Raw genomic sequence first — 26,577 nt, 5'->3', positions numbered from 1 at the left:
ACTGATGTGATGTCAATCGGTGCTCCTCTATTTATCAAAGAAACAAATTATTTTTTATTTTTCTTAGATTTCTTTTTCTTCTTTTTGGCTGCTACCTTTTTAGAAGTATTTTTTGATGCTGACTTTTTGTCTTTGGATTGGTTATCTTTTTGATTTTTCTTTTTAGCCAATAATAAAGGAACGTCCTCATCTTTAGATTCAATACTAGTTGTTGTTTCAACATCTTCCTCTTTATCTTTGCGTCGTTTTGCGAATAAGAGTGGTGAATGTTCGTTATCTTTCAACACTTTTTCATCTGTGTTTTCATTTGTAACTTCCACATCTTCTTCATCTTCTTTACGACGACGTTTTGGTAAGAAGAAAGGCGTATGTTTAACTTTATCGAGTGACTCGCCATTATTTAGCGAATCTTTTTCTTCAACAGTAACATCTTCTTCATCTTCTTTTCTGCGACGTTTCGCAAATAAAAGTGGTAAATGTTTTGTATCGTCTAAAGTCTCTTTTATTGAATCTTTATTATTATCTCTTATTTCTAATTCTTCCTCTTCATCTTCTTTACGACGACGTTTGGCAATGAAGAACCAGAAACTAGCTAGTAAGCCAGAGATACCCACCACACCAATAGCGTTTTTAATAACATTACCGAAATTATTACTAAAGTGACGCATATGAAGTGGATCAATGTCATCATCTTCATCAATTTTCTTTTTATGTCCAATAGTCGAACTGTTAAATGGATGATTTGCAGTTCCATAACCAATTGTTAAATGGCTATTAGATTCATTTCCAGTACTTGAAGATTGTTTAGCACGATCAGATATTACAATTTGTACTGCTGAAATTCGAGCAATACCATTGTTCAATGCAGCCTCAACTTGCTGTAATGTATGCGCATTATTAATATCTCTAATTGTTTCAAGCACAATTTCGTTAATTTGATTCATTGCTGCTTGTTTTTCATCAGCTGTGCCAATTTCACTATTTCGAATACTATTCATTTTTTCATTTGAAAAGTCTTTAATTCTACTAATAGCTTCTTGCTTGCGTTTAGCTAGTTCTTTTGCTGTTGGATTAGCTGCTTTCATTTGAGCTTTAAATTGTTCCAATTGCTCAGTTATTTCATCGATGCTTTGCGCACGTTGAATCGCTTGAATTGCTTGTTCTTTTAATTGATTTAACTTAGCAATAGCTTCTTGCTTCTCTTTATCTGTTAGATCAGTACGAGCTTTGATTTCATCAATCATATGTTGAATTGCATCTTCAATCGATTTAATTGCATTTGATTTTGCTTGTTCAATCGTAAATTGTTCTGGATTAAATTGTTCAATATGCGCTTGTTCTTGTTGTTGAATTTCTTCAACTGAATGAACATCAGGTGCATTGTTAATATGATCAATTGCTTGTTGTTTAAGCTTATTAACTTCTGCAATTGCAGCTTCTTTTTGTTCCAGTGTTAATGTCACACTATTATTGATTTCATTAATCTTTTGTTGTGCCGCATTTTCGATTGATTCAATTGCCTGTTGTTTGACTACTGACAATTCTTTTTCTACAACTTTTACAGGAACATTAACAATCACTTTTGATCCATCAAGCAATGTAACTTCAACTTTTGCTGTTAAGCTATCAGAAATCGTTGCAGTTGATGGTGTATCAATAACTTCTGCTGAAAGCTGATCAATTAAGTTTATGTGTGCAAGAATATCTTGTTCTGTAATGATGTCATCACGATGTACAATGAGTTCACCATTAACTAGGATTTGCTCAGGTGTTGCTTCAAAAATTTCATTTACAGCAGGTTGTTCATCAACCTCCCATACATGTGTATTTCTAATGTCATCTAAACCTAAGTTTAATCCTCGATTTAATTGATCTATAGTTTGAGCATTCTCAACGTTTTGTAGTGCTCGTTTTTCAGCTTCGTCAATTTCTTTGAGCGCTTTTGCTTTTTGCTCAGGTGTTAAATCTGGATTTGAATTGATTTGATCACGCTTCGCATTAGCTAAGGCTTTTATTGCATTTTTCGCATCTTCTTTAGCTTTCACTAAATCTTTGATGTCTTGTAATGCTTGTGCAAGTTGTGCTTTGGCTTGTTCAATTTCTTCTTTAGTCATCGCATTGTTAATGTCGTTATGACCTTGTTGAAGTATTTGGTTAATTCGATCTTTAAGTGCTTGTTTTTCCTTATCTGTTAGATTTGGATTTTGATCGATTTCGTCAATTAAAGCTTGAACTTGCTTGTCAACATCTTGTTTCGCATTTTCTTTAGCTTTCACTAAATCTTTAATTTCTTGTAATGCTTGCGCAAGTTGTGCTTTGGCTTGTTCAATTTCTTCTTTAGTCAGCGCATTGTTAATGTCGTTATGACCTTGTTGAAGTATTTGATTAATACGATCTTTAAGTGCTTGTTTTTCCTTATCTGTTAGATTTGGATTTCGATCAATTTCGTCAATTAATGCTTGAACTTGCTTGTCAACATCTTTATTCGCATCAATTTTAGCTTTCGGTATTTCATTGGCATGCACTTGTTCAATCGCATGGTTGCCAGCTGTTTGAACTTGAGATACATCCTGATTACTTGTTGCTTTATTAATGTTGTTGATGATGCTGTTTGCCAATTCTTCTGCTTTATTTTTCGCAATAAGCTTGTCTTGATCCGTCGCATTTGAAGCTTCGATTTCTTTTAGCTTATTAGCTAAAGCTTGATTAATAGATTGAATTGCCTTGTCTTTAGCATCTTGTAGTCGTTGATCACCATTAAGATTATGGATTGCATCATTGACTGCTTGGATTGCGCCATTGATATCATTCACATTTGTGTTATCACTATTTAGCAATGCATTTGCTAGACGTTTGGCATCATCGAAGTTTGTTTTAGCATTATCGTCAGCGTTTTGGTAATTGACAGTTTGCTCTGCATTTGGAATTTCATTGTCAACTAAATGTTTCAATGTTTCCATTGCATCATTTAAGTCAATTTGATTATTAACAATATCTGTTACATCTGATACAGTATCGGCATTGTTAATTGCTTTATGTGCAAGATCTTGTTGCTGTTGATTTAATCCATTTAACGAATTAACAAACGCATTTGCTTTATCTTTGGCATTTGCAAGGTTTTGGTCTCCATTTAATGCATTTTGAGCATCGATAATATTTTGTTTCAATTGCTCTGCTTCAGCTTTTGCAATTGCATTACCTTGCACTTTATCTAACTCATGTGCTGCATTCGCAATTGCATTATCATAATTTGCTTTCAAATTGTCATCTGCATTGATGTAATTTGTGCTGCTGATAACACCAAGGTGCTGTTCGTCAATATATTGTTGTACTGCACCCATTGCATTATCTAATTTAGTTGCTCTATTAATTGCTCGAGATGCTTTATTTAGCGTTTCAGCATTATTAATTTGTTGGATTGCTAATTGTCTTTGAGCATTGTTTAGATGTGTTAATTGATCCAATCTTTGTAATGCTTCAGACTTACGATTATTAAGTCTTTCTTCACCATTTAATGCCTGTTTCGCTGCCGTTACTGCATCATTTAATTTGATAACTTGTTCTGCAGTTAAGTTTTGACCAGTCGATTTATCAAGTGCTTGTTTCGCTTTATCAACCGCTTCATCATATACTTGTTTGACTTGTGTATCTGCATTGACATAGTTCGTGCTACCTTTCGTGCGTCCTTCATTGCCAGTGATTTCTTCTGACAATTGATCCATTGCACGATTAAGTGCCTTAGCCTCATCTACAATTTGTTGGATTTGATTTAAATCGTTTGATTGATCGATGCGACCTTTAAATCCATCTTGTTGAGCATTGTTTAATGCATTCAATTGGTCGATGTCATGTTTACCATTTGTTTTAGCAAGTGCTACACGTTCATCACCATTTAATGCTTGTTTTGCATTTAAAATATTTTGAAGTGCTTGATCCACTTGTTGCTTATTCGCATTTTGTTTCAATACATTTTCAGCATCAGCAATCGCTTGTTTATAAGCCTTTTGCTTATCTGAATCTGCTTGCGTGTAATCAACTGTTTGCTCAACATTTGTATGATCATTAACAGCTTGTTGTAATTGATCCATTGATTGGTTCAATTGCGTTGCTTGATCTACTAATTCAGCGATTGGTTGAAGTTGCGTCGCTTGATCAATGTTTTGTTTAGCAGTTGCGATTTGATCAGCATTTAAATGTGTTAATTGGTCAATATTTTGTTTCGCTTGTGTTTTAGCTTCAGCGACTCTCTCATCACCATTTAACTCATTTACTTTTTCTTGAAGCTTAGTTAATGCTTGTTCTACAGCGTCTTTATTCGCATTTGAACCATTAGTTGGATCTGTAATGCTTTCTGCAGCTTGTAACGCTTGGTCTACTGCTTCTTTTTTATCAGTTGACGCTTCAGTGTAATTTGGTTGAGCCTTATCTGTATTTACTTGATCAACTTTATTTTTCAATGTTTCCATCGCGTGATCAAGTTCAGTAGCAGTTTGAACATGTTGTGCAACCTCTGTTCTTGTAGGCGCTGCATTTATAGCATCAGTTAATGCTTGTTGTTGTGCATGATTTATGTTTGGCAATGCATTTACAGTTGTTACTGCTTGTTGTTGATCACGAGCAAGTTTTTGATCACCATGTAGGTTATCTTTTGCAGTTGTTACTGCTTGTGTCAATTGTTCAACTTGTGCTTTATCAAGCGTTGGATTGTTAGTTTGATTAATTAAATCTTTTGCATTTTGAACTGCTGCTTGGTAAGCATCTTTTTGTGGTTTATCTTCATTGATAAACTTGCTACCCGCTTCCGTTTGCTGTTGATCTTGAATGCTATTACGTAAAGCTTCCATTGCTTGGTTAAGTGCTTGTGCTTCAGTTAATTTTTGTGCTACTTCGACACGAGTTGCTGCATTATTGATTTGATTTTCAAGTGCTTGACGTTGTGGTGTATTCAAGTTAGACAAGTTATTTAACGTTTCTGTTGCACGTTGCTTATCTTGAGCTAGTTTTTGATCACCATGTAAATTGTTTTTAGCATCAGTCACTGCCTGTGTCGCTTGATCAATGATTGATTTGGCTAATGTAGGATCAGTTGTTTTGTTAATCAAATCTTTCGCGTGTTGTACTGCTTGCGTATAAGCATCTTTTTGCGCTTGATCCTCGTTAATAAATTTACTACTTGCTTCAGTTTGTGGTTGATCCTTAATACTTTCTTTTAATGCTTTTATCGCTTCATTTAATGCTTGCGCTTGTGCAATGATTTCAGCCACTTTATCACGAGTTGTTGCATTATTAATCAGTATAATTTTGGTTTTGTTTTGTTGTCGCATTATCTGCAATACTTTGACGTAATTTGTCCATTGCTGCATCAACATTGTTTGCTTTTTGTTCATTACCTTGTGCTTCTGCAACAGTAGTCGATTGTTGTACCAATTGTTTTAATGCCTCTTTTTGTGCATTTGTTAAATGGCTTAAACCGTCAATTGCTGTATTTGCGTGTTGTTTAGCTTTTTCAAGGTTTTGAGTACCATTAAGCGCTGCTTTTGTAGTATTCACTTGATTCATAGCTGCTTCAACTTGATCTTTAGGCACGTTTGTACCTGTAGATTTATTTAAAATATTTTCAGCATTACGAACCGCTTCATTGTATGCATTTTTCTTCTCTGGATCTGCATCTGCAAAGTTTTGACTGCCAAGTGTAGTGTCTTTATCATTCAAGCTATTTTTCATGTTACCCATCGCTGTATTCAGTTCCTGAGCGGTTTGAATGGCTTGCGTTACTTCAGCTACAGTGTGCGCTTGATTGATGTTTCCAGTAACAGCACCTTTTTGTGCATTGTTTAAGTTATCTAACGTAGATAATGTTTGGTTTGCATTGTTTTTAGCATCTGTTACTTTTCTATCACCATTCAACGCTTGTTTAGTAGTTGTTACAGTTGAAAGTGCTGCTTCAACTTGTGATTGGTTCGCATTTGTACCATTTGCTTGATTAATAATATTTTCAGCAGCAGTTACCGCATTGTTGTATGCTGTTTGTTTTTCTGGATCTGCATCTGTAAAGTTAACACTTTGTTTCACTTGATCTTTGTCTTGGATTCCGTTGATTAAACGTTCCATTGCTTGATCTAATTGTTCAGCTTTAGTTTTCACTTGATTTACTGTGCTAATATTTGGTGCATTTGTCACTTGTGTATTTAAATCTTGCTTTTGAGCATTATTTAAATGACTTAATTGGTTGATGTTAGCAGTTGTTTCTTGCTTTTTATTTGCTAAGTTTTGCGCACCATTAAGCGCAGTTTTGTTAGTGTTCACTTGATTAGCTGCTTGTGTTACTGCAGATGGATCAAGTGTTGGCTGACTCGTTGCATTAATGATATTTTCAGCACTTGTAACTGCTGTATTGTATGCATTTTGTTTATCTGTATCTGCATCAACATATGGTTGACTCGCTTTTACTTCATCTTTATTCGCAATACTATTTCGAAGTTGATTCATTGCATTGTCAAGATTTGTTGCATTGTCTTTCACACTTTGTACACCAGTTACTTGTGTCGCGCTATCAATTTGACCAGTAATACTTTGTTTTTGTGCATCAGATAAATGTGTCATTTGACGTAATGCATCTTTAGCTTGTTGCTTCGCAGTTGCTAAGTTTGAATCACCATTTAAACTTGTTTCAGCATTATTGACACGTTGTGTTGCCGCAGTAACATCTGCTGCATTTGTAATCACATTAGGTGAACCATTTACAATGTTTTTCGCAGCATTATATGCATCAGTATAAGCACCTTGCTTATCAGGACTTGCGTTAGTGTAATTACCACCAGCAACAATTGTGTCATGATCAGCAATTCCTTGTTTTAATTGATCCATCGCATTATCAAGTGATGTAGCACTATTTTTCAGATCAGTTACACCTGATACACGTTGCGCAGCGTTCACTTGTTGTTTTAATGCTGTTTTTTGTGGTGTATTCAAATGTGTCAAGTTATCGATAGCTTGTGTTGCTTCAGTTTTAGCGCGTTGTAAGTTCGCGTCACCGTTCAAAGCATTTTCAGTAGACGTTACACTTTGAATTGCTTGTTCAACAGCTTGCTTATCTTTATTCGTACCATGATCTTTATTTAAGTAAGATTCAGCTTGTGTGATAGCATTATCAAATGCTGTTTTCTTAGTTGGATCTGCGTCGATGTAGTTTTCGCTCGCTTTAGTTTGATCTTTATTTGCGATTGCTGACTCTAATCGTTGCATTGCACCATCTAAGTCTTGTGCTTTCGTTTTAACACTATTTACACCGTTAACTGTTGTTGCACCTTCGATTTGTGATGTTAAATCTTGTTTTTGTGCATTATTTAAGTGTGTTAATGTACCTAAATTTGCTTTCGCATCTGATTTTGCTTGTCTTACATTTGCATCACCGTTTAAAGCATTCTTAGCAGTCGTTACTTGATTTAATGCAGCTTCAACTTGTGCTTTTGTCATATTTTGACCGTTTGCTTTATCTAAAATACCTTGAGCATTCGTAACAGCATTTGTGTAAGCATCTTTCTTACCTTGGTCAGCATCTGTAAAGTTCACTTGTTGTTTAACAGTGTTTTGGTCATTAATACCATTTTGAAGTTGACCCATTGCTGTATTTAATTCATTAGCAGTATTTTGTGCAGCAGTTACACCTGCTACTGTCGTTGCATTGTCAATTTGACTAGTTGCTGCAGTTGATTGCGCATTATTCAAGTTACTATATGAAGCTAATGCACGTTTCGCTGACTCTTTTGCTTGAGCAACTTTATTATCACCATTCAAGTCATTTTTAGCTTGATTCAATTGGTTTAGTGCTGCTTGAACTGTTGTTTCATTCGCGTTGCTGCCATTAGCATTAGTAATTGCTTCTGCTTGTGTAACCGCAGTATCATACGCTTGTTGTTTTGGTTGATCCGCATCTGTGTAATTGACACTACGTTTCGTATTATCCTTTTCAGCAAGTGCATGTTTCAAATTACCCATCGCTGTGTTTAACGATGTTGCTTTATTTTTAGCCGCTGTAACAGCTGCAAGATTTGGTGCTTGATCCACTTCAGCATTTGCCGCAGTTCGTTGTGCATTGTTCAAGTCTGTCAAACGACCGATATCTGATTTCGCAGTTTGTTTTGCTGCTGCTAATTTTTCATCACCGTTCAATGCAGACTTCGCACTGTTCACTTGGCTCGCTTTTTGGTTAATTGTATCAGGATTCATTTCAGGGTTATTCGTTGCACTAATAATACCTTCAGCATTAGTTACCGCATCATTGTATGCATTTTGTAAATCTGCATTCGCGTCTTGATAATCTTCGCTTGATTTAGTCGCATCTTTAGAAGCAATACTTTGTCTTAATTGATTCATTGCTTGATCTAAAGTACCGGCATTAGCTTGAATACCTTGAACACCTGCAACAGTCGTACCACTTTCGATTTGCGATGTTAAGTTTGCTTTTTGAGCATCAGTTAAGTGTGACATTGTCGCTACTTGTTGTTTAGCTGTGTTCTTCGCTTCATTTAAGCGCGCATCACCATTTAATGCAGTTTTAGCAGTATTCACACGTTGTAATGCTTGTTCAACGGCTGCTTTATTTTCATTTGTGCCAGCTGTTTTATCTAATAACGTTTTAGCTGCCGTTACAGCATCATTGTATGCAGTTTGTTTATCTCTATCTGCATCAGTATATTTCTGAGCTGCTTTTGTAGCTGCTTCATCGTTAATACCACGTTGTAAGTTGCTCATTGCAGTATTTAATTCAGATGCTGTTGTAGACACTTGATTTACACCTGCAACTGTTGTAGCACCTTCAATTTGTGATTTCAACGCTTCTTTTTGTGCGTTGTTGATTGATGTTAAGTTATTCAATGCATTTTTCGCAGTTGTCTTAGCATTCGCAACATTTTGATTACCGTTCAATTCGTTTTTAGCACGTTGTACATTTTGTAACGCAGATTCAACATTGTCTTTTGCAGTATTTGGACCTTGTGCTTTATTTAAAATTTGTTCAGCTTGCGTCACTGCATTTGTATATGCATTACGTTTCGCTTCATCTGCATCAGTGAAGTTAACACCTTGCTTAATCGTATTCTGATCTTGAATACCATTTTTCAAGTTCGTCATAGCTGTATTTAATGCATCCGCATTATTTTGTGCTTGTGTTACTTCATTAACATGCGTTGCACCCTCGATTTGACGTTTCGCCGCTTCTTTTTGAGCATTAGTTAAGTCACTTAAGCCATTCAAATGTTGCTTCGCATTTGTTTGCGCAGTTCTTAAGTTTTCTTGACCGTTTAACGCTTGTTGTTTAGCTGTCACTTGGTCTTTCGCTTGATTAATTTCTTGCGCATTCATTGATGGACTAGTTGTTTGACCAATGATTGCTTTTGCTGCAGTGACTGCACTATCGTATTCACTACGATTATTAGGACTTGCATCTGTGTAGTTTTGACCTGCTTTAATCGTTGCTTCATTCGCAATGCTATCTCGTAGACCTTTCATTGCAGTGTTTAATGTTTGTGCATTATCACGAACAGTTTGAACATTTGGCAACGTCGTCGCTTGACCCACTTGTTCTTTAAGTTTTGCTTTTTGCGGACCATTTAAAGAAGTTAAACCATCAATTGCTGTGTTAGCATTTTGTTTCGCTACTTCTAAATTATGATTACCGTTTAACTGCGTCTTCGCATTCGTTACTTGCGTTGCTGCATTTGTAACATCTGATGGTGTTAACGTTGGTGTTGGTGTACCATTAACGATACTTTCGGCAGCTGTCACTTTTTCATCATATGCTTGACGTTTATTCGCATCAGCATTGACATAGTTACCACTAGTTTTTGTGTCAGCTTTATCAGCAATAGCACGTTTTAAAGCTGTCATCGCAGTATTTATTTCAGTCGCAGTATGTTCAACACCATTTGCTGCAGATACGCGTCCTGCACTTGTTACTTGTGCTTTTAATGCTTCTTTTTGTTTTGTATTTAAGTCCGAAGCGTTTGTAATCGCTGTGTTAGCAGCCTGTTTCGCACGTTCTAAGTTTTGAATACCGTTTAATGCAGTATTTGCTTGTGCAACAGCTTGCATTGCTCTTTCAACATCTGCTTTAGGTGTATTACCGCCAGCTGTTTTATTTAAAATAGTTGCTGCTGCATTTACTGCTTGAGAATAAGCCGTTCGTTTAGCATCATCAGCATCTTGATAATTTTGACTTTGTAACGTCGTGTCTTTATCACGAATTGATGTTTCTAATTGACCCATAGCACCATCTAATTGTTGCGCTTTGGCTTTAACTGTATTAACACCTTCAACATTTGTTGCTTGTGTAATTTCATTATCTAACGCATTACGTTGTGCATTATTAATGTGTGTTAATGTACCTAACGTTTGTTTCGCAGCAGCTTTAGCTTCATTTAATTTCGCATCACCGTTCAACGCCGTCTTCGTACTGTTCACATTTTGTAATGCTTGTTCAACTGCTGCTTTGTCTACATTTTGACCACTAGCTTTTGTTAAAATTGCTTTCGCTGCATTTACAGCTTGATCATAAGCTGATTTCTTATTTGGCTCTGCATCTAGGTATTTCTGAGTTTGTTTTGTTTGTGTCTCATCATTGATACCATTTTGTAAACTATGCATTGCGTTATTTAATTCTGTTGCTTTGGCAGTTTCTTGATTTACACCAGCTACTGTAGTTGCACCATCAATGCTACGCGTTAACGCATCTTTTTGTGCATTGTTAATTGATGTTAAGTTATTTAAGTTGTTTTTCGCAGTTGTCTTAGCTTGAGCTAAGTTTTGCGCACCATTTAATGCATGTTCTTTAGTTGTCACTTGTGATGTTGCTTGCGTAATAGTATTTGGTTCCATCGTTGGGTTCGATGTTTGATTAATGATTGCTTTTGCTGCAGTAACTGCGCTGTCGTACTCGTTACGATTAGTTGGACTTGCGTCAGTGTAGTTTTGACCTGCTTTAATTGTTGCTTCATTCGCAATACTATCTCTTAAGCCTTTCATCGCTGTATTCAACGTTTGAGAACTATTTTTAACAGTTTGAACACCTTCTAATGTAGTTGCACTTTGAACTTGTTCTTTTAATTTTGCTTTTTGTGCATTATTCAATTGTGCTAAGCCATCAATTGTATTATTAGCATTTTCTTTAGCAACACGTAAGTTGTTATCGCCATTTAATGCTGTTTTAGCCGCATTGACTTGTGAAGTCGCACTATTTACATCATTGACTGTTAATGTCGCATTCGGTGTACCATTAATGATATTTTCAGCGTTAGTCACTTTTGAATCATACGCTTGACGTTTTTCTTGATCAGCATTGACATAATTACCGCTTGCTTTTGTTCTTTCTTTATCAGCAATAGCTGCTTTAAGTGCTGTCATCGCACCGTTCAATTCAGTAGCTGTATGTTGAACGTTATTTGCATCAGATACACGTTGTGCATTGTTAACTTGTGTTTTTAATGCATCTTTTTGTTTTTGGTTTAAGTCATGTGCGTTGTTAATTGTGTTCGTCGCATTTGTTTTAGCTTGAGCTAAGTTTTGTACACCATTTAACGCTGCTTTTGTTGTATTGACTTGATTTGCCATGCCATTAATCGCATTAGCATCCATATTTGGATTGTTCGTTGCATTAATAACACCATTTGCATTATTTACAGCAGTATTGTAATTATTTTTGTTGCTATCAGATGCATCAAGATAATTTTGACTTGTTTTCGTCGTATTATCATTTTGGATACTTGTACGTAATGCACCCATGGCAGTATTTAAGGTATTACCTTTATCTTTAACACCATTTACACCTGCTACATTTTGCGCTTGTTCAACTTGATGCTTCAAGTTGTCTTTTTGTAATTGTGTTAAGTTAGGTAAACCATTAATCGTATTTGTTGCTGAAGTTTTCGCATTTCTTAAGTTTTCAGCACCATTTAAAGCCGCTTTCGCTCTTGTAACTGCATTTAATGCATTATCAACGTCTGCTTTAGATGTGTTACCACCAGTTTGTTTATTTAAAATGCCTTCAGCCGCTGTGACAGCTTGCGTATATGCATTTCGTTTTGATTCATCTGCATCAAGATAATTTTGATTTCTTAATGTAGCATCTTTATCATTGATTGCACCTTGTAAGCTATTCATTGCGTCGTCTAATGTATTGGCATTTGTTTTTACAGTATTAACGCCATCAACAGTCGTCGCTTGATTGATTTGACCTTCTAACGCAGTACGTTGTGCATTCGTAATATGGTTTAAAGTGCCTAAGTTTTGTTTAGCTGCCGCTTTCGCTTCTGCCAGTTTTGCATCACCATTCAATGCATCTTTCGTACTTGTTACTTGTTGTAATGCACGGTCAACTGCTGCTTTATCTGAATTTGAACCTGTTTGTTTATTTAAAATTGCTTTCGCAGCAGCTACAGCTTGATCATAAGCAGTTTTCTTACTTTGTTCAGCGTCACGATATTTTTGAGTTTGTTTTGTTGCATTTTCATCATCAATACCATGTTGTAATTGACCCATAGCTGTATTAAGTTCATTTGCAGTTTGTTGGATACTTGTTACATTTGCAACACGTTGCGCACTTGTCACTTGTGCTTTCAACGCATCTTTTTGCGCTTTATTTAAGTTAGTAGCACCATCGATGGCATTTGTTGCTGTTTGTTTCGCTTGCGTTAAATTATGTGTACCATCTAATGCATTTTTCGTTGATGTCACTTGTGTAGCGATTTGGTTAATTGCATTAGCATCCATATTTGGATTGCTTGTTGCATTAATGACACCATTAGCACTATCAACAGCATTGTTATAGTTTGTTTTGTTACTTCCTGTAGCATCAAGATAGTTTTGGCCATTTTTCGTAGCTGTGTTATCTTGAATGCTATTTCTTAACGTACCCATAGCACCATTTAATGTGTTGGCACTTGATTTAACAGTATCTACACCTGCAACATTTTGTGCTTGTTGCACTTGTTGTTTCAATTTATCTTTTTGAGCAGTTGTTAAATGTTGAAGTCCGTTTATAGTAGTGTTTGCATTTGATTTAGCTTGCTCTAAATTATGGTTACCATTTAGGGCACCTTTCGCATTAGCAACTTGTGACAACGCGTTTTCAACGGCAGCTTTATCTAAATTTGATCCACTATTTTTATTTAAAATATTTTCTGCGTTCGCAACGGCTTGAGTATAAGCAGTTTTCTTATCTGAATCAGCATCATGATAGTTTTCACTTGCTAGTGTATTTGCTTTATCATTAATACCATTTTGCAAGTTAGCCATCGCTGTATTCAATTGTGTACCTGTATTAGATACAGCTTCAACACCAGCTACAGTTGTTGCTTGATCAATTTTAGTTGTTAAGTCACGTTTTTGTGCATTATTAATTGACGTTAAGTTATTTAATGCATTTTTAGCTGCATTCTTCGCATTTGTAACGTTTTGATCACCATTCAATGCATTTTTAGCACTTGAAACATTTTGAATAGCCGCTTCAACATCTTGTTTAGACGTATTTGCACCTTGCGTTTTATTCAGAATTGCTTCAGCTCTGCTTACCGCATTTGTATACGCATCACGTTTAGCTTTATCTGCATCAGTGAAGTTAACACCTTGTTTAACTGTGTTTTGATCATGGATAGCTTGTTCCAAGTTGCCCATTTGCGTGTTTAACTCAGTTGCTGCATTTTTAGCAGCTGTTACCTCACTCACATGACCTGCACGGTCAATTTGTGATGAGATGGCAGATTTTTGGTTATTTGTTAAGTGTGATAACGTATTTAAGTTTTGCTTAGCAGTGTTTTGTGCATTTCTTAAGTTTTCAGCACCGTTTAAACCATTTTTAGCATTATTCACTTGTGTTGCAGCTTGGGTAATCGCACTAGCATCCATAGTCGGATTGTTAGTTTGATTAATGATACCTTTCGCATTTGACACAGCGCTATTATATGTTGATTGGTTATTCGGACTTGCGTCTGTATAGTTTTGACTTGCTTTGACTGTTGTTTCGTTAGCAATACTATCTCTTAAGCCTTTCATTGCATTGTTCAATGCTTGTCCATTTGTTTGAACAGATTGTACGTCTTCTAATCTATTGGCTTGTCCCACTTGTTCTTTTAATTTAGCTTTTTGAGGAGTATTTAATTGCGTTAATGCATCAATAGCAGTATTGGCGTTTTGTTTTGCTACACGTAATCTTTCGTCACCATTTAATTCTTGTTTCGCGCTGTTTACTTGATTAGCTGCAGCTGTTACTTCTGAAGGTGTCGTAACAACCGTTGGCGTACCGCTAATAATATGTTCAGCATTGGTAACTTTAGTTGTGTAAGCATTTTGTTTAGTGCTATCGGCGTTGACATATTTACTGCTTGCTAACGTATTCGTCTTATCTGCGATGGCATGTTTTAATGTGCCCATCGCCGTGTTCAGTTCAGTCGCATTACGTTGTACATCTTGTGCATTAGATACGCGTTGAGCACCATTAGCTTGTGCTTTTAATGCATCTTTTTGATGTTGATTTAAATCAGATGCGCCATTGATTGCTGTAATCGCTGCTTGTTTCGCATTGTTTAAGTTTTGCGTACCATTTAATGCATGTTTCGCATTATTAACATTATTAAGTGCTTGTTCGACTGCTGTTTTCGCTGTATTCGGTCCAGTTTGTTTATTTAAAATGGTTTCGGCTGCTGATACAGCTTGATTGTATGCATTACGTTTTTGCTCATCAGCATCCAAGAAGTTTTGGCTCGCTAATGTTCCTGACTTATCGTTGATAGCCGTTTGTAAGTTACCCATAGCACCATCTAAACTATTCGCATTTTGTTTAACAGATTCAACACCAGCTAAGTTTGTAGCTTGTGAAATTTGATTTGTTAAATCATTACGTTGAGCTGTAGTGATATGCGTTAAAGTACCTAAATGTTGTTTCGCTGCGTTTTGAGCTGCAATTAATTTTGCATCGCCATTCAATGCATCTTTCGCAGTATTCACACGTTGCAATGCTGCTTCAACTGCATTTTGCGCAGTGTTTGGACCATGTTGTTTATTTAAAATCGCTTTCGCTGCAGTAATAGCATTATCATACTCTTGTTGTTTATTTGTATCAGCATCACGATATTTCTCAGATGATTTAACTTGAGATTCGTTGTTAATACCACTTTGCAAGCTAGCCATAGCTTGATCTAGATGTTGTGCATTTTGTTTTACAGTATCAACACCACTAACTCTTGTCGCACTACTAATTTGACTAATCAAATTGTTCTTTTGAGCATCTGTAATACTCGTTAATGTGTTTAAGTACGTTTTCGCATTTTGTTTTGCCGTAGCTAAGTTTTCATCACCGTTAAGTGCCGTTTTAGAACTATTCACTTGCTCTGCTTTTTGTGTAATCGTACTTGGATTCATTTCTGGATTACTATTTGCATTAATAATCGTTTCAGCAGCAGCTACTGCGTTGTTATATGCTGTTTGCTTATCATTATTAGCATCTACGTAATCTTCACTTGCTTTAGTCGCATCTTTGTTGGCAATACTTTGTCTTAACGTATTCATGGCTTGATCTAATGTATTGGCATTTGATTGAACCGTATGAACACCAGCGACAGTAGTACCACTATTAATTTGGTTTGTTAAATTCGTTTTTTGTGCAGTTGTTAAATGCGTCATATTATTTAACTGCTGTTTCGCTGTTTGCTTCGCTTGATCTAATAAACGCGTACCATCTAAGTTATTTTTAGCCGAATTCAATTGATTCATCGCTTCAGTAACTTGATCTTTCGTTTTATTTTGACCATTTGATTTATTTAAAATATCTTTCGCAGCTTGTACCGCATTTGTGTATGCTGTTTTCTTACTAGGTGTCGCATCTTGATAGTTTTGACTATTAAGCGTCGTTTGTTCATCATTGATTGCACCTTGCAAGTTACCCATCGCTGTATTTAAATCTGTACCTTGTTGTTTAACAGTATTTACGCCAGCAATATTTGATGCAGCATTAATTTTAGATTTAACATCTGCTTTTTGTGCATTATTTAAATGTGGTAATGCATCAATTGCTCTTGCAGCATCTGTTTTAGATTGTGCTAATTTTTCATCACCATTTAATGCATTTTTATTAGAAGTAACAGCTGAAGTTGCACGATTAACATCATCAACAGACATCGTTGGATTTGTTGTTTGATTAATGATTGTTTCGGCACTTGAAACTGCACTGTTATATGCATTTTGTTTAGCTGTATCTGCATCCGCATAATCTTCTGTACGTTTCACTTGATCTTTATCTGCAACAGCTTGTCTTAAGTTACCCATTGCACTATTTAAGTTTGTTGCATTTTGCTTAATCGTATTAACTGTCTCGATTTGATGTGCACTATTAATTTGCGATTGTAAGTTTTGACGTTGCGCATTATTCAAGTTATTTAATTGACCTAATGCAGTGTTCGCTTCTTGTTTCGCAGCATTTAACTTAGCTTCACCATTCAATGCATGTTCTTTACTAGTGACATTTGATAAAGCATTGTTAACATCACTTGGTGTTATAACTGGATGTTGTGCATTACCATTAATAATGTCATTCGCATGGTTGTATGCATTGTTGTAATCATTTTTCTTATTAGTATCTGCGTTGACATAATTATCACTTTGTACGACTTGATTATGATTAGCAACGCCACGTTTTAAACCTGTCATAGCAGTATTTAAGCTTTGAGTCGTTTGTTTAATATCATTTACTGCATGTACATTTTGTGCACTATTCACTTGTTGTGTTAATGCATTCTTTTGTGCTTGGTTTAAATCACTTGCATGCGTAATCGCATTTGTTGCTTCTGTTTTCGCACGTTGTAAGTTTTGTTGACCATCTAAAGCATCTTTCGTCGATTTAACAGATGCTGCTTTTTGGTTCACTGTGTTAACATCCATCGTTGGATTAGTCGTTTCTCCAATGACACCTTTAGCCGCATTAACTGCATTATCATACGCTTGTTTATTAGCTGGTGTTGCGTCAGTGTAATTTTGACCTGATTTAATTGTATTATTATCCGCAACACTGTCTTTTAATTTCGTCATCGCAGTATTTAAAGCCGTAATGTTAGACTTAATTGTTTCAAGAGCAGCATGATTTTGAGCAGCATTAATTTGTTGCGTGAAATTATTTTGTTGTGCTTGGTTTAAGTTAGATGCACCATGTAATGTTGTTAACGCTGGCTGTCTATCTAATGTTAAACCTTGACGTGCTGTATTTAATTGATCCTTAGCTTGGTTTGCCTCTGTCACTTTATCATTGATATTTTGGACAGTTGGGTTGCCATTCAACACTTGATTAATTTCAGTTAACTTTTGACGCGCTGCTTGTAATTTTTGGTTGTACGCATTTAACGAAGCGGTCGTCATACCTGTTGTATCCGTTGGTTGATTAATGCTTTGTTCTAATTGCGTTTTCGCAGTTTGAAGCGGTGCTTTATCTGGTGTTAACGCTTGACGTGCATGATCTAAATCAGATTTAGCTTGATTTGCTGCAGACGTATTTGTATTAATTTGTTCTACAGTCGGTGAACCTGCTAATACTTGATTGATTTGTTGAATCTTATTACGTGCAGCTGTTAACTTCGCATTGTATGCATTTATAGAGTCTTGTGTCATACCAGTTGTACTTGTTTGCGTGTCAATACTATGTTGTAGTTGATTTTTCGCATTTTCTAAAGGCGCTTTATCAACTGTTAAGCCATTGCGTGCTTGATCAAGTGCTGTTTTAGCAGCATTCGCTGCTGTCACGTTTTGACGAATCGTTGCAACATCTGGATGAGATGCCAGTACGCGATCAATTTCTTGAATTTTAGTTCTAGCTGCTGAAAGTTTTTCATTAAATGCTGCAATAGATGTGCTTGTCATACCAGTCGTACTCGTTGGCTGATCAATATCATTTTGCAACTGAGTTTTTGCAGTTTGTAATGGTGCCAAGTCTGGTGTTAATCCAGCAATTGCTTGTTTTAAGCTATTATATTTTTCTTCTACTTTTGTTTTTTCTTCGGCAATTTGTTGGTCTGTTGCGTCACCATTGTTAATAACATTTTGTGCATTTGTTGATTCTGTTTGACCCGCACGTTTAGCATTTTCATATGCTTGGATTGATGATTGTGTCATACCATCAGTAGTTACTGATTTATTGATTTCTTCATCAAGTTTCGTCTTAGCAGTTCTTAAAGCACTATTATCAGCTAAAGGTACTAATTGATTAATTGCTTGCGTTAATCGCTCATTAACACGATTTACATTTGTTAATGCTGTTTGTACCTCTTGCACTGATCTTATTGGCTTCTGAATGATAGCATTAGCACTATTTTTAGCACTTGTAAGTTCTGCTTGAAGCGCATGCATTGAATTATTATACGCAGTAATACTTGCTGGTTTCTTACCAGTCGTTGTACCTGTGCGATTCAATTGTTGCACTGCTTGCTCTAAGGTATGTGTATCTGCAGTTAAATTTTGTTTCGCTTGGTTTAATGCTGTTAATGCGTTATCGACACGATGTTTTTCCTCTGAAATTTGCTGCGGTGTTGCATCTCCATTGTCTATAACACGTTGTGCTGCAGTTATTTCAGTTTCTGCTTCACGCTTCTTCGCATTATAGTTATCAATACTTTGTTGCGTCATACCAGCAGTTGATGGTACTTGGTTCACAGAACTTTGTAAGTTATTTTTAGATGTTACTAATTGGCTATTATCTTCTTTATTTTGAAGTAATGCTTTAGCTTGATCAATCTTAGTTTGTGCTGCACGAACTTTAGTTAATGCGTCAGAAACTTGTTGTGGTGTTGCACGATCATTATTAATCACTTGTTGCGCTTCTGTTTTTGCAGTATTGATTTGTTGTTGCGCATTATGAATTGCATTATTGTACTGCGTAATTGTACCTGGCTTTTTACCTTCAGTGCTTACTGGATCATCTAAATGATTTTTAGCTGTGATTAACTCACGTTTATCCGCTTTTGTGAAAATGGACTCTTGTACTTCTTCAGTACTACCATCATTGTAAGTTACTGTCACAGGAATCGTCGTTGTGCTACCACCAGCTAAATTAGTAGGCATTGCTGTGCCATTTTTAATCGTTGCAGTACGTTTATTAGCAACTTGAACTGCATTGTTAATTTCAGCTGCTGTTACATTTGAACCATAATCTTTCACAATTTCAGTTGTGTTGACAGTATGAGCTGCCGGTGCAGTTAATGTACTTGGATTACTACTTACTGAGTGACCTGTACCTGCTTTCGGAGTAATTGTGATTGATGAATTTGGTTTTATAGTATTGGCATTGAACGTCACTTTACCAGTTTGTGCATCTAACGTTACATAGTCAGGCTTATTCGCAATTGTCCATTGATTATTTTGACCACGAACAACATTAATTGTCTTACTATGTTCTGCACCATTACCCACTTTTTCAGTGTAAGCAATATCCATTGCTTGAGTTGGATTAATTAAATGTCCTGATGGATTATTAGGCGTGATATCAATATGACCATTTTGCCAAATCTTAGTAGTCGCTTGGTTCGGTTGTGGTGCGACAACTGTGAAATCATCACTACGTTGCTCATCACTTACTGTCTCTCCGCTTCCTTGCGTTGCAACAACTTGAATTGTATCAGCAGGGTTGAAAGTACCTGCTGCAACAGTAATACCATTATTAGTTCCAGCAATACCTGCTACAGTTGCTGCAGATGCTTCTTTCACCCATGGACTTGTATTATTGCGACGTGTAAATGTCGTCACAACGTTACCATTACGTTTAATAACTAATTTATCAGCGTATGTCGTTACGTTACCTGCATGTGTATTCACTGTTTGGTTTGCTCCAGGTGCAATTGTAATCGCTCCTGCCGCTGTTTCAGTCACAGTTGGTTTCGCTGGTTGCACATCTTTTACTACAAATTTCGCTGGTAAAGATGTTGCAAAAGTATGTCCGTTATAGATGACGTCATATTTTGCGTTAACGACTTTAGCCACATTCGGTTTATTCATAGCTGACCAGTTTGCGTCATTTGTACCTGTAGTATCACGATTCCATTTATACGTAAATCCATCTGTTGGTAAACCAGTAGCATTTTGCATATGTGCATATCCTGATGCTTGCGTACCACTTGCTAAAGTGCCTCCAACCGTTGTCGTATAAGTAGTTTGAGGGAATTCAAATTGATATACATTAACAGTAACAGGAACTCGTTTAGCAGCTGAAATACCTGGATATGTGACATCGACATTTAAATGTTGCACGCCTGCTTGTTGGTTATTTGGTTGTTGTCTATTTGCCCATGCTGCAGTGATACCATTTGTGTTTGTATTTGGATCAAATGTAATGTAGTTCATCGCATCCGTTCCATTAGTCAAATTTTGACCTTTCACATCACGTGATGGCGCCTTTGCATTAGCAACTGGATAAACTTTGACTGGAACTTCAACATTACGCGTACCTTGACCATTAGGTAATGTTACAACCGCAGTTTTATGAGTGTTACCGACTGTATTCTTCCATGTATCTGGACTATCATGCCATGCAACCGTTGCCCCATGTGGCGGGTTTTGAATAAATCTTTCTACGTGTCCGAAATCAAAACCGTCGCCACCTTTAATAAATACAGCACCTTCAGTAGTTGCTTGTAATTGTGGTGTCACTGTTACTGTTGCACTGTCATTTGAATCAACAGATTCATTTCTTGTTACATCTATCGCTTGACCATGTTCATCTTGAGTAGTGTACGTCACATTATTCATTGTGATAGAAGACCTTGCCTTAATCACACCATTTGGTAACGCATCACTTACCGTTACAACTGCAGTATTACCACTACCATAAGTCGTGTTTGTAATCGTTAATGGCGTATTATCTGCTTTAAATAATTTAATAGATGAACTACTTAACACATTATTAATTTTAATTTGTTGGTTAGTAAGACCTGCTTTATAAGTCACAGAGTTGCCATCAATTCGCGGTGGATCTGGTTTAACTTTTGCTAAAATCTTGATAATTTGCGTTTGGTGATTATCATAAGTAACTCGAATATCCCTTGTTGAAATACCAACCACATCTTTACTTGGTCCATATGAATTTGTAAATTGGAAATTCATACGTTGCGCATTTTGTGTCCAAGAATCATTAACTGGTTTAACATATTGTTTCGCATCATACACATCAGATACACCTGGGAACACAGCACCTCTATTCGTCTCAAAGACATGCTTCGGTACTGTACTTACTACTTTATATGTTGCTGTTTTCGTAATCGGCGTTGTTTCACCATCAATTAAGATATGTGCAGTTACTGTTATATCTTCACCAATACGTGTATTATCTTTATTTGGCGCTTGTCCACTTACCCATGTAATAGTTGCATCTGGAATGGCACTACCATTAGATAACTTAAAGTAATCTGATGCACTAGAACCATTACCTGCTGGGAAGTCTTGGCCTTGTACAGTGTAATGCGAATGTGCAACGATTTCTGGAATGACATGCTTTACAGGTACAGTCACTGTTGATGTTGTTCCATCTTGATAAGTAGCAGTTACTGTAACATTGGCATTATTTCCAGTACGACTGACATTACTAACTGTTTTACTAGTGATTTCATTCGCACTTGCTCTTGCATAACTTCTATTTGGTACTGTTTCAGTAAACGTTAATGAATTAATAATTGCTGTTTGATCAGCTTGTGATACTGTCGCATTATTCGAAATATTGGCAATTCTCACAGGATTAGCAGCCGTTGATGAAGTACCAACTCGATATTTATCACGCAAAGGTTTCACTGTTACATTGAACGAAGTTGTAGCTGTATTGCCGCTTGTATCAGTTGCTAATAAATTGATTGTCTTATTAGTTGCTGATGTCACATTTGGTGCCGTTGCAGAAACATGTTGATGGTTATTATCAACAGTGCCTGTAATTTGTGATGTATTTGGTACAGTTACAGATTGCACACCAAAGTTATCATTCGCTGTAATAGTATTTGTAAATGTTTCACCTGAGAACACTTGATGATTAGTGTAATTACCTACTGAAATTGTTGGATTCACTAAATCACTTGGTACAAAATAAATGTTAATAGCGTCAGTAGTATTTCCTGTATTTTGATTTAAATGTTCAACATATTGTTTTGGACCATATGGCGTTAAGTATAACTGTGCTTTATAAACTGCATCACTTGCATTATGTGTAGAATTACTTTTTACAACGTGGTCAATTGTAAATGCGCTAGCACCATTAGCTGCCGGTTCGTTTACGTTAACAACAGTTGAGTTACTATGGTTTGCACGAGTATTTGAATTTGTAACAGGTTGCCCACCATAACCGTTTGAAGGGTTGATGATGTCTAACACTTGAATCACTTGACCATTCAACGTAAATTGACGTTGACCATCAGTTGTCGAATTTGATTGTGAATAACCAGTCGTTCTAAAGTTAGGTCTTCCGCCAGCTTCTGCTTGTGCTTTTTCATTACCAGTAATATTATTACGCAATCCAGGCACTGTAGTAGTCGCTTTTAGCATTGTTAAAATATCATTAGTTGTAATTTGTGTGCCTAATGTAGCATCATAACGATAAATTAAAGATTTATGGTCATCAGACCATGATAAACCACCATCTGTTGGTCTGTTTGCAATTTTTGCATTCGTCCATGTCACTGTATAATCTTGCGGGAAATTAACCCAACGCAAGAAATTCATATTAGCTAGGTTTGACGCGAATGATTTCGTTAATCGACCTTTATTAATATTTACTGTAATAGTACTTACATTAGCACCATTAGGTGTATTTGTAACTGAAATATTACCCTCGGCAAGCGTAATTACATCTCTATTTGCATTAATAAAAGCTTGTTTTACTTTTGAGATTTCATCAGTTGTTAAATCATATGTTGACGTACGATAGACACGTTGATCGCCTTCAGGTTGTTTCACATCAACGATTTTTAAACTAATATAGAAATCTTCAGTGTCTTTATGATATGCATTTGAAGCAACTATATGATATAACTGCGTGCCTGCATTCATTTGACTAACTTCTTGTGCAGTTAGAATAGTTCTATCAGATGTAATATTTGTAAATGTGCCACTTGGAATAGCTTGTCCATTACTTAAAGTAAAATATTGTTTAATATCACCAATATTAAATGATTGTCCTTTAGCAATCGTTACCGTTGCTGTTTTAGCTGCATTGGCAGTTTGATATTCAGATTTCACAACTGGTTCGTATGTCATCACATTTGTAGCATCAAGCGTTGTTGATGAGCCATCACGGTAATGTAATGTGACATTACCATTATTATCGACAGTTACTGGATCAGTTGATGCTAAATATCCTCTTATATTTTGGTTTTTATTCATAAAGGCAGTAATTATGCTTTGCTTTTCATCATTAGATACAGCAGTCGGATTGACTACTACAACTTTCTCAGTATTTCCTAATACAATCGGATGAGCATCTTCACTAATTTTACCTACATGAATTGACACATGTTTAGATTGACTATCATTTGTCGTATTATTGACATTATCTGTCGCTGATACTTTAAATGTAATATCACTGTTAAACGCCTGATTCATACTCACTCTACCTGTAATAGCTAATGAGCCGTTTTTGTTGTCGGATTTAGTTAAATTTGATGTCCAACCATTCGGCAAAGTAGTAATAGTTGTATTTTTTATACCAGAATGTCTATCAGAGACTCCCATTGTAAAGTTGACTTCGTCGCCTCGATAGTATTTGGCATTTATTCCAACAGGATTATTGATTGTTGGTGGAATGTCATCTGGCAAAATAGTAACAGCATTACTCATATTAGATGCAACTACTTTATTATAATAAACTACTGCTCTAATTTGTTTACCTACAGGTGGTATGAATACAACATAATCTTGCGGTCGTATAGTAATTGTATTATGCACCCCATCAGGTGTACCAGTCGCAAGTATCGTATAACCAGATGGTATTTGATCTGCCTCACTACCACCATTCGTAGTTTGATTTGTTGGTGCAACTAAATAAACCAATGCCGATGGATCCAACGGTATTCCCGAAATATTAACAGGCACTTTTTGTAATGCTGTACCTCTTAATTGCTCAGCTGTCGTTGTAATTGTTGGTGTATGTGGTTTAACACGAATTTCGAATAATTGTTCTTTACGTCCAAAACGTATCGTTCCAAAGTAATCCCCTGGTAATAAATTACCAACAAGTTCAATGTTACGTTCTCTAGCATTATTAGTTCTATTTGTCGAGTTTTCAATGTGTAATGTACGCGGAATACCTGTAATTTGCCAATCTTTATCTGTAAAATTCTCATTACTTGTTAAATTAATACGTAATGGTTGAATAGATGTTACGCTACCACCTAAATTCACGGAAGCATTCCCTTGGTTACCTGCATATACATAGAAAACTGGATGCCCAGCTTGTTTTGAAAATGGTTTTTCAGCAATGTTTTGAGTATCGTCATTTTTAAAGAATTTAATATTATGTTGGATTTCAGGTAATACCGTTAAGTTAACAGGAACTAAAGTTTCACTATTACCATAACCATCAGGATAGTCGAAACCAATCATTAATCTTATTGGGTTTCTAGTTCTTGCTGCTTCTTGTAATTTTTGATCAGTAAATAATTGACTTAATTGATATTCATTTAATTCCTGAACGCCCCCCGGTCTAAAAGCGTTAGTAGTTGCATTAGTTGGGTAAAAACCTAACACTTTATTACTCGGCGTCTTAACATAACTTAATGGATCATCAACAAAATCATCTATATTTAGGTTTGTACTTTCTAATACCTTTTTCGTTTGTACATTTCCTTGACTCACTTCTACACGTTTAGTTGTACCTATGCGATATGTACGATTAACCACTTGTCTTAAACCATTAAGACGTTGTTGATGGTCTTGCGTTGATTCGACGTATAGTTGACTGTACATAAATAATTGATTGTACTCTAAAGCACGCCCACCTGCTGCATAGTACAATTTATTAACAGTTGGACCTTGTGTTTTAAATGAAATTGTATAACTTGCATCACCTTGACCGATGAAAGTATAAACTTTAGGAACACCCGGTGATTCAGCAGGTTTTTGACCATTAATATATTCAAAATTTTGTCTACCAAATGCTTTAGTAGCAGCTGTTGCTCCAGCTTCACTAAAATAATCACTCGCTCTAGATAAATCTTCTAAAGAATAAACATGGACAGTTGGCCAGCTATATATTACTTGGCCACTTCTATTTCTTATTTTAAAGTCATGTGAACGATCAGGATCATTTACTCCATATTCCCACATTTGTTGAAGTGGTTTATTTGCACCTGCTTCTGCTCCATGACTCCATTGTACATTTGTTCCATCTGAATTAACTGTTACAAAGTCAGTTCTTCCTACTGGCACTTGGTCTGCTGGTAATGCAAACCAGAAAATCATATTTTGATGTGGAGCATGTCCTTTATTAAACTTAATAACCCATTGGTAGCCATCTCCAGTTTGTTTCGCTGTCATAAGAGCAATTTCCTTTGAGTCAGAGGCCTTCAATGTATTCCATGGTGTAGTTGGTAAATTATATGGCGCCCCTTTACTAGAAGCATTGATATATGTACCTACAGGATATCCTGAACCATCATTAGCATTTTCAACATAATATGATGAATTTGCATTTTGATAGTCTGATACTGATCTAGGCTCTGCAGCTCTAGACTCAACAGAACGCGTTTGAATTCTGTTTGATCGACGGCTAGTTTGTTGACGTTGAGGCATTGTACGAATTAAAGCAACAGCTTGTTCCAATTCTTTGTATGCAAGTTGCAAGTCTTTATTGTTTATTGGATCATTACTGCCTAATAACGTATTAATCTTTTCAAAAATGCCTTTTACATAGTTAAATGTGCCAGAATCTGCATTTTCACGGTCAATAAAGCGATAATCATGATAATTTGCATCAAAAAATGCTTGTAATTCATTTCGGTCATGTTGTACGTTACCATTATCAGATGAATCTGAAGCTGTTACTACATTTGCTTCATGATTTTCTAAATGAGCCGCTCTATTGTCGTTTCCATTTTTATTAGCAGATTGACTTTCGTTTTGTTTATGCTTACCTTCTTCTTTATCTGGTTGTGTTGTCGCAGCCGTTGCCGAATCTTTCTTTGTATTTACATTTTGAGATGCTGGTTGTTCATCATTAGTAGTAGATGATTGCGCTACTTTTTGATCTACTAAATTAGCTTGACTAATATTTGGTTGCTCATTTTCATGAGTAGCAGATAATGATTGACTATTTTGTGAATTTTGAGAATTTTGTACTTGAGATTCTCGATTCTCAGTCTGTTCATTATTACTTTGTTGTTTCTGTTTAACCACGCTTGCTGGTTGATTTGTTTCAGCAGCATGTGCTTGTGATGTATTGAATCCTAAAAATACCAATGTCGCAATGACAGTTGAAAATGTACCAACTGTATATTTACGAATACTAAACTTTTGAATTTTATCACGATAATTCACAGCTATTGTTCACTCCTTATCTTGTTGTTATGTCTCTGTTGT

General features: G+C 36.0%; 1 pseudogene. It reads right to left on the bottom strand.

What is annotated here, in order from left to right:
- Positions 1-47 precede the first annotated feature (47 nt).
- A pseudogene (gene ebh / locus IDG66_RS05225) lies at positions 48-26,535 on the bottom strand (hyperosmolarity resistance protein Ebh).
- Positions 26,536-26,577: the final 42 nt, after the last annotated feature.

Source organism: Staphylococcus sp. EG-SA-18 (genome assembly GCF_017151825.1).
Lineage (GTDB): Bacteria > Bacillota > Bacilli > Staphylococcales > Staphylococcaceae > Staphylococcus > Staphylococcus aureus.
This window is presented reverse-complemented; position numbering and strand designations above follow the sequence as displayed.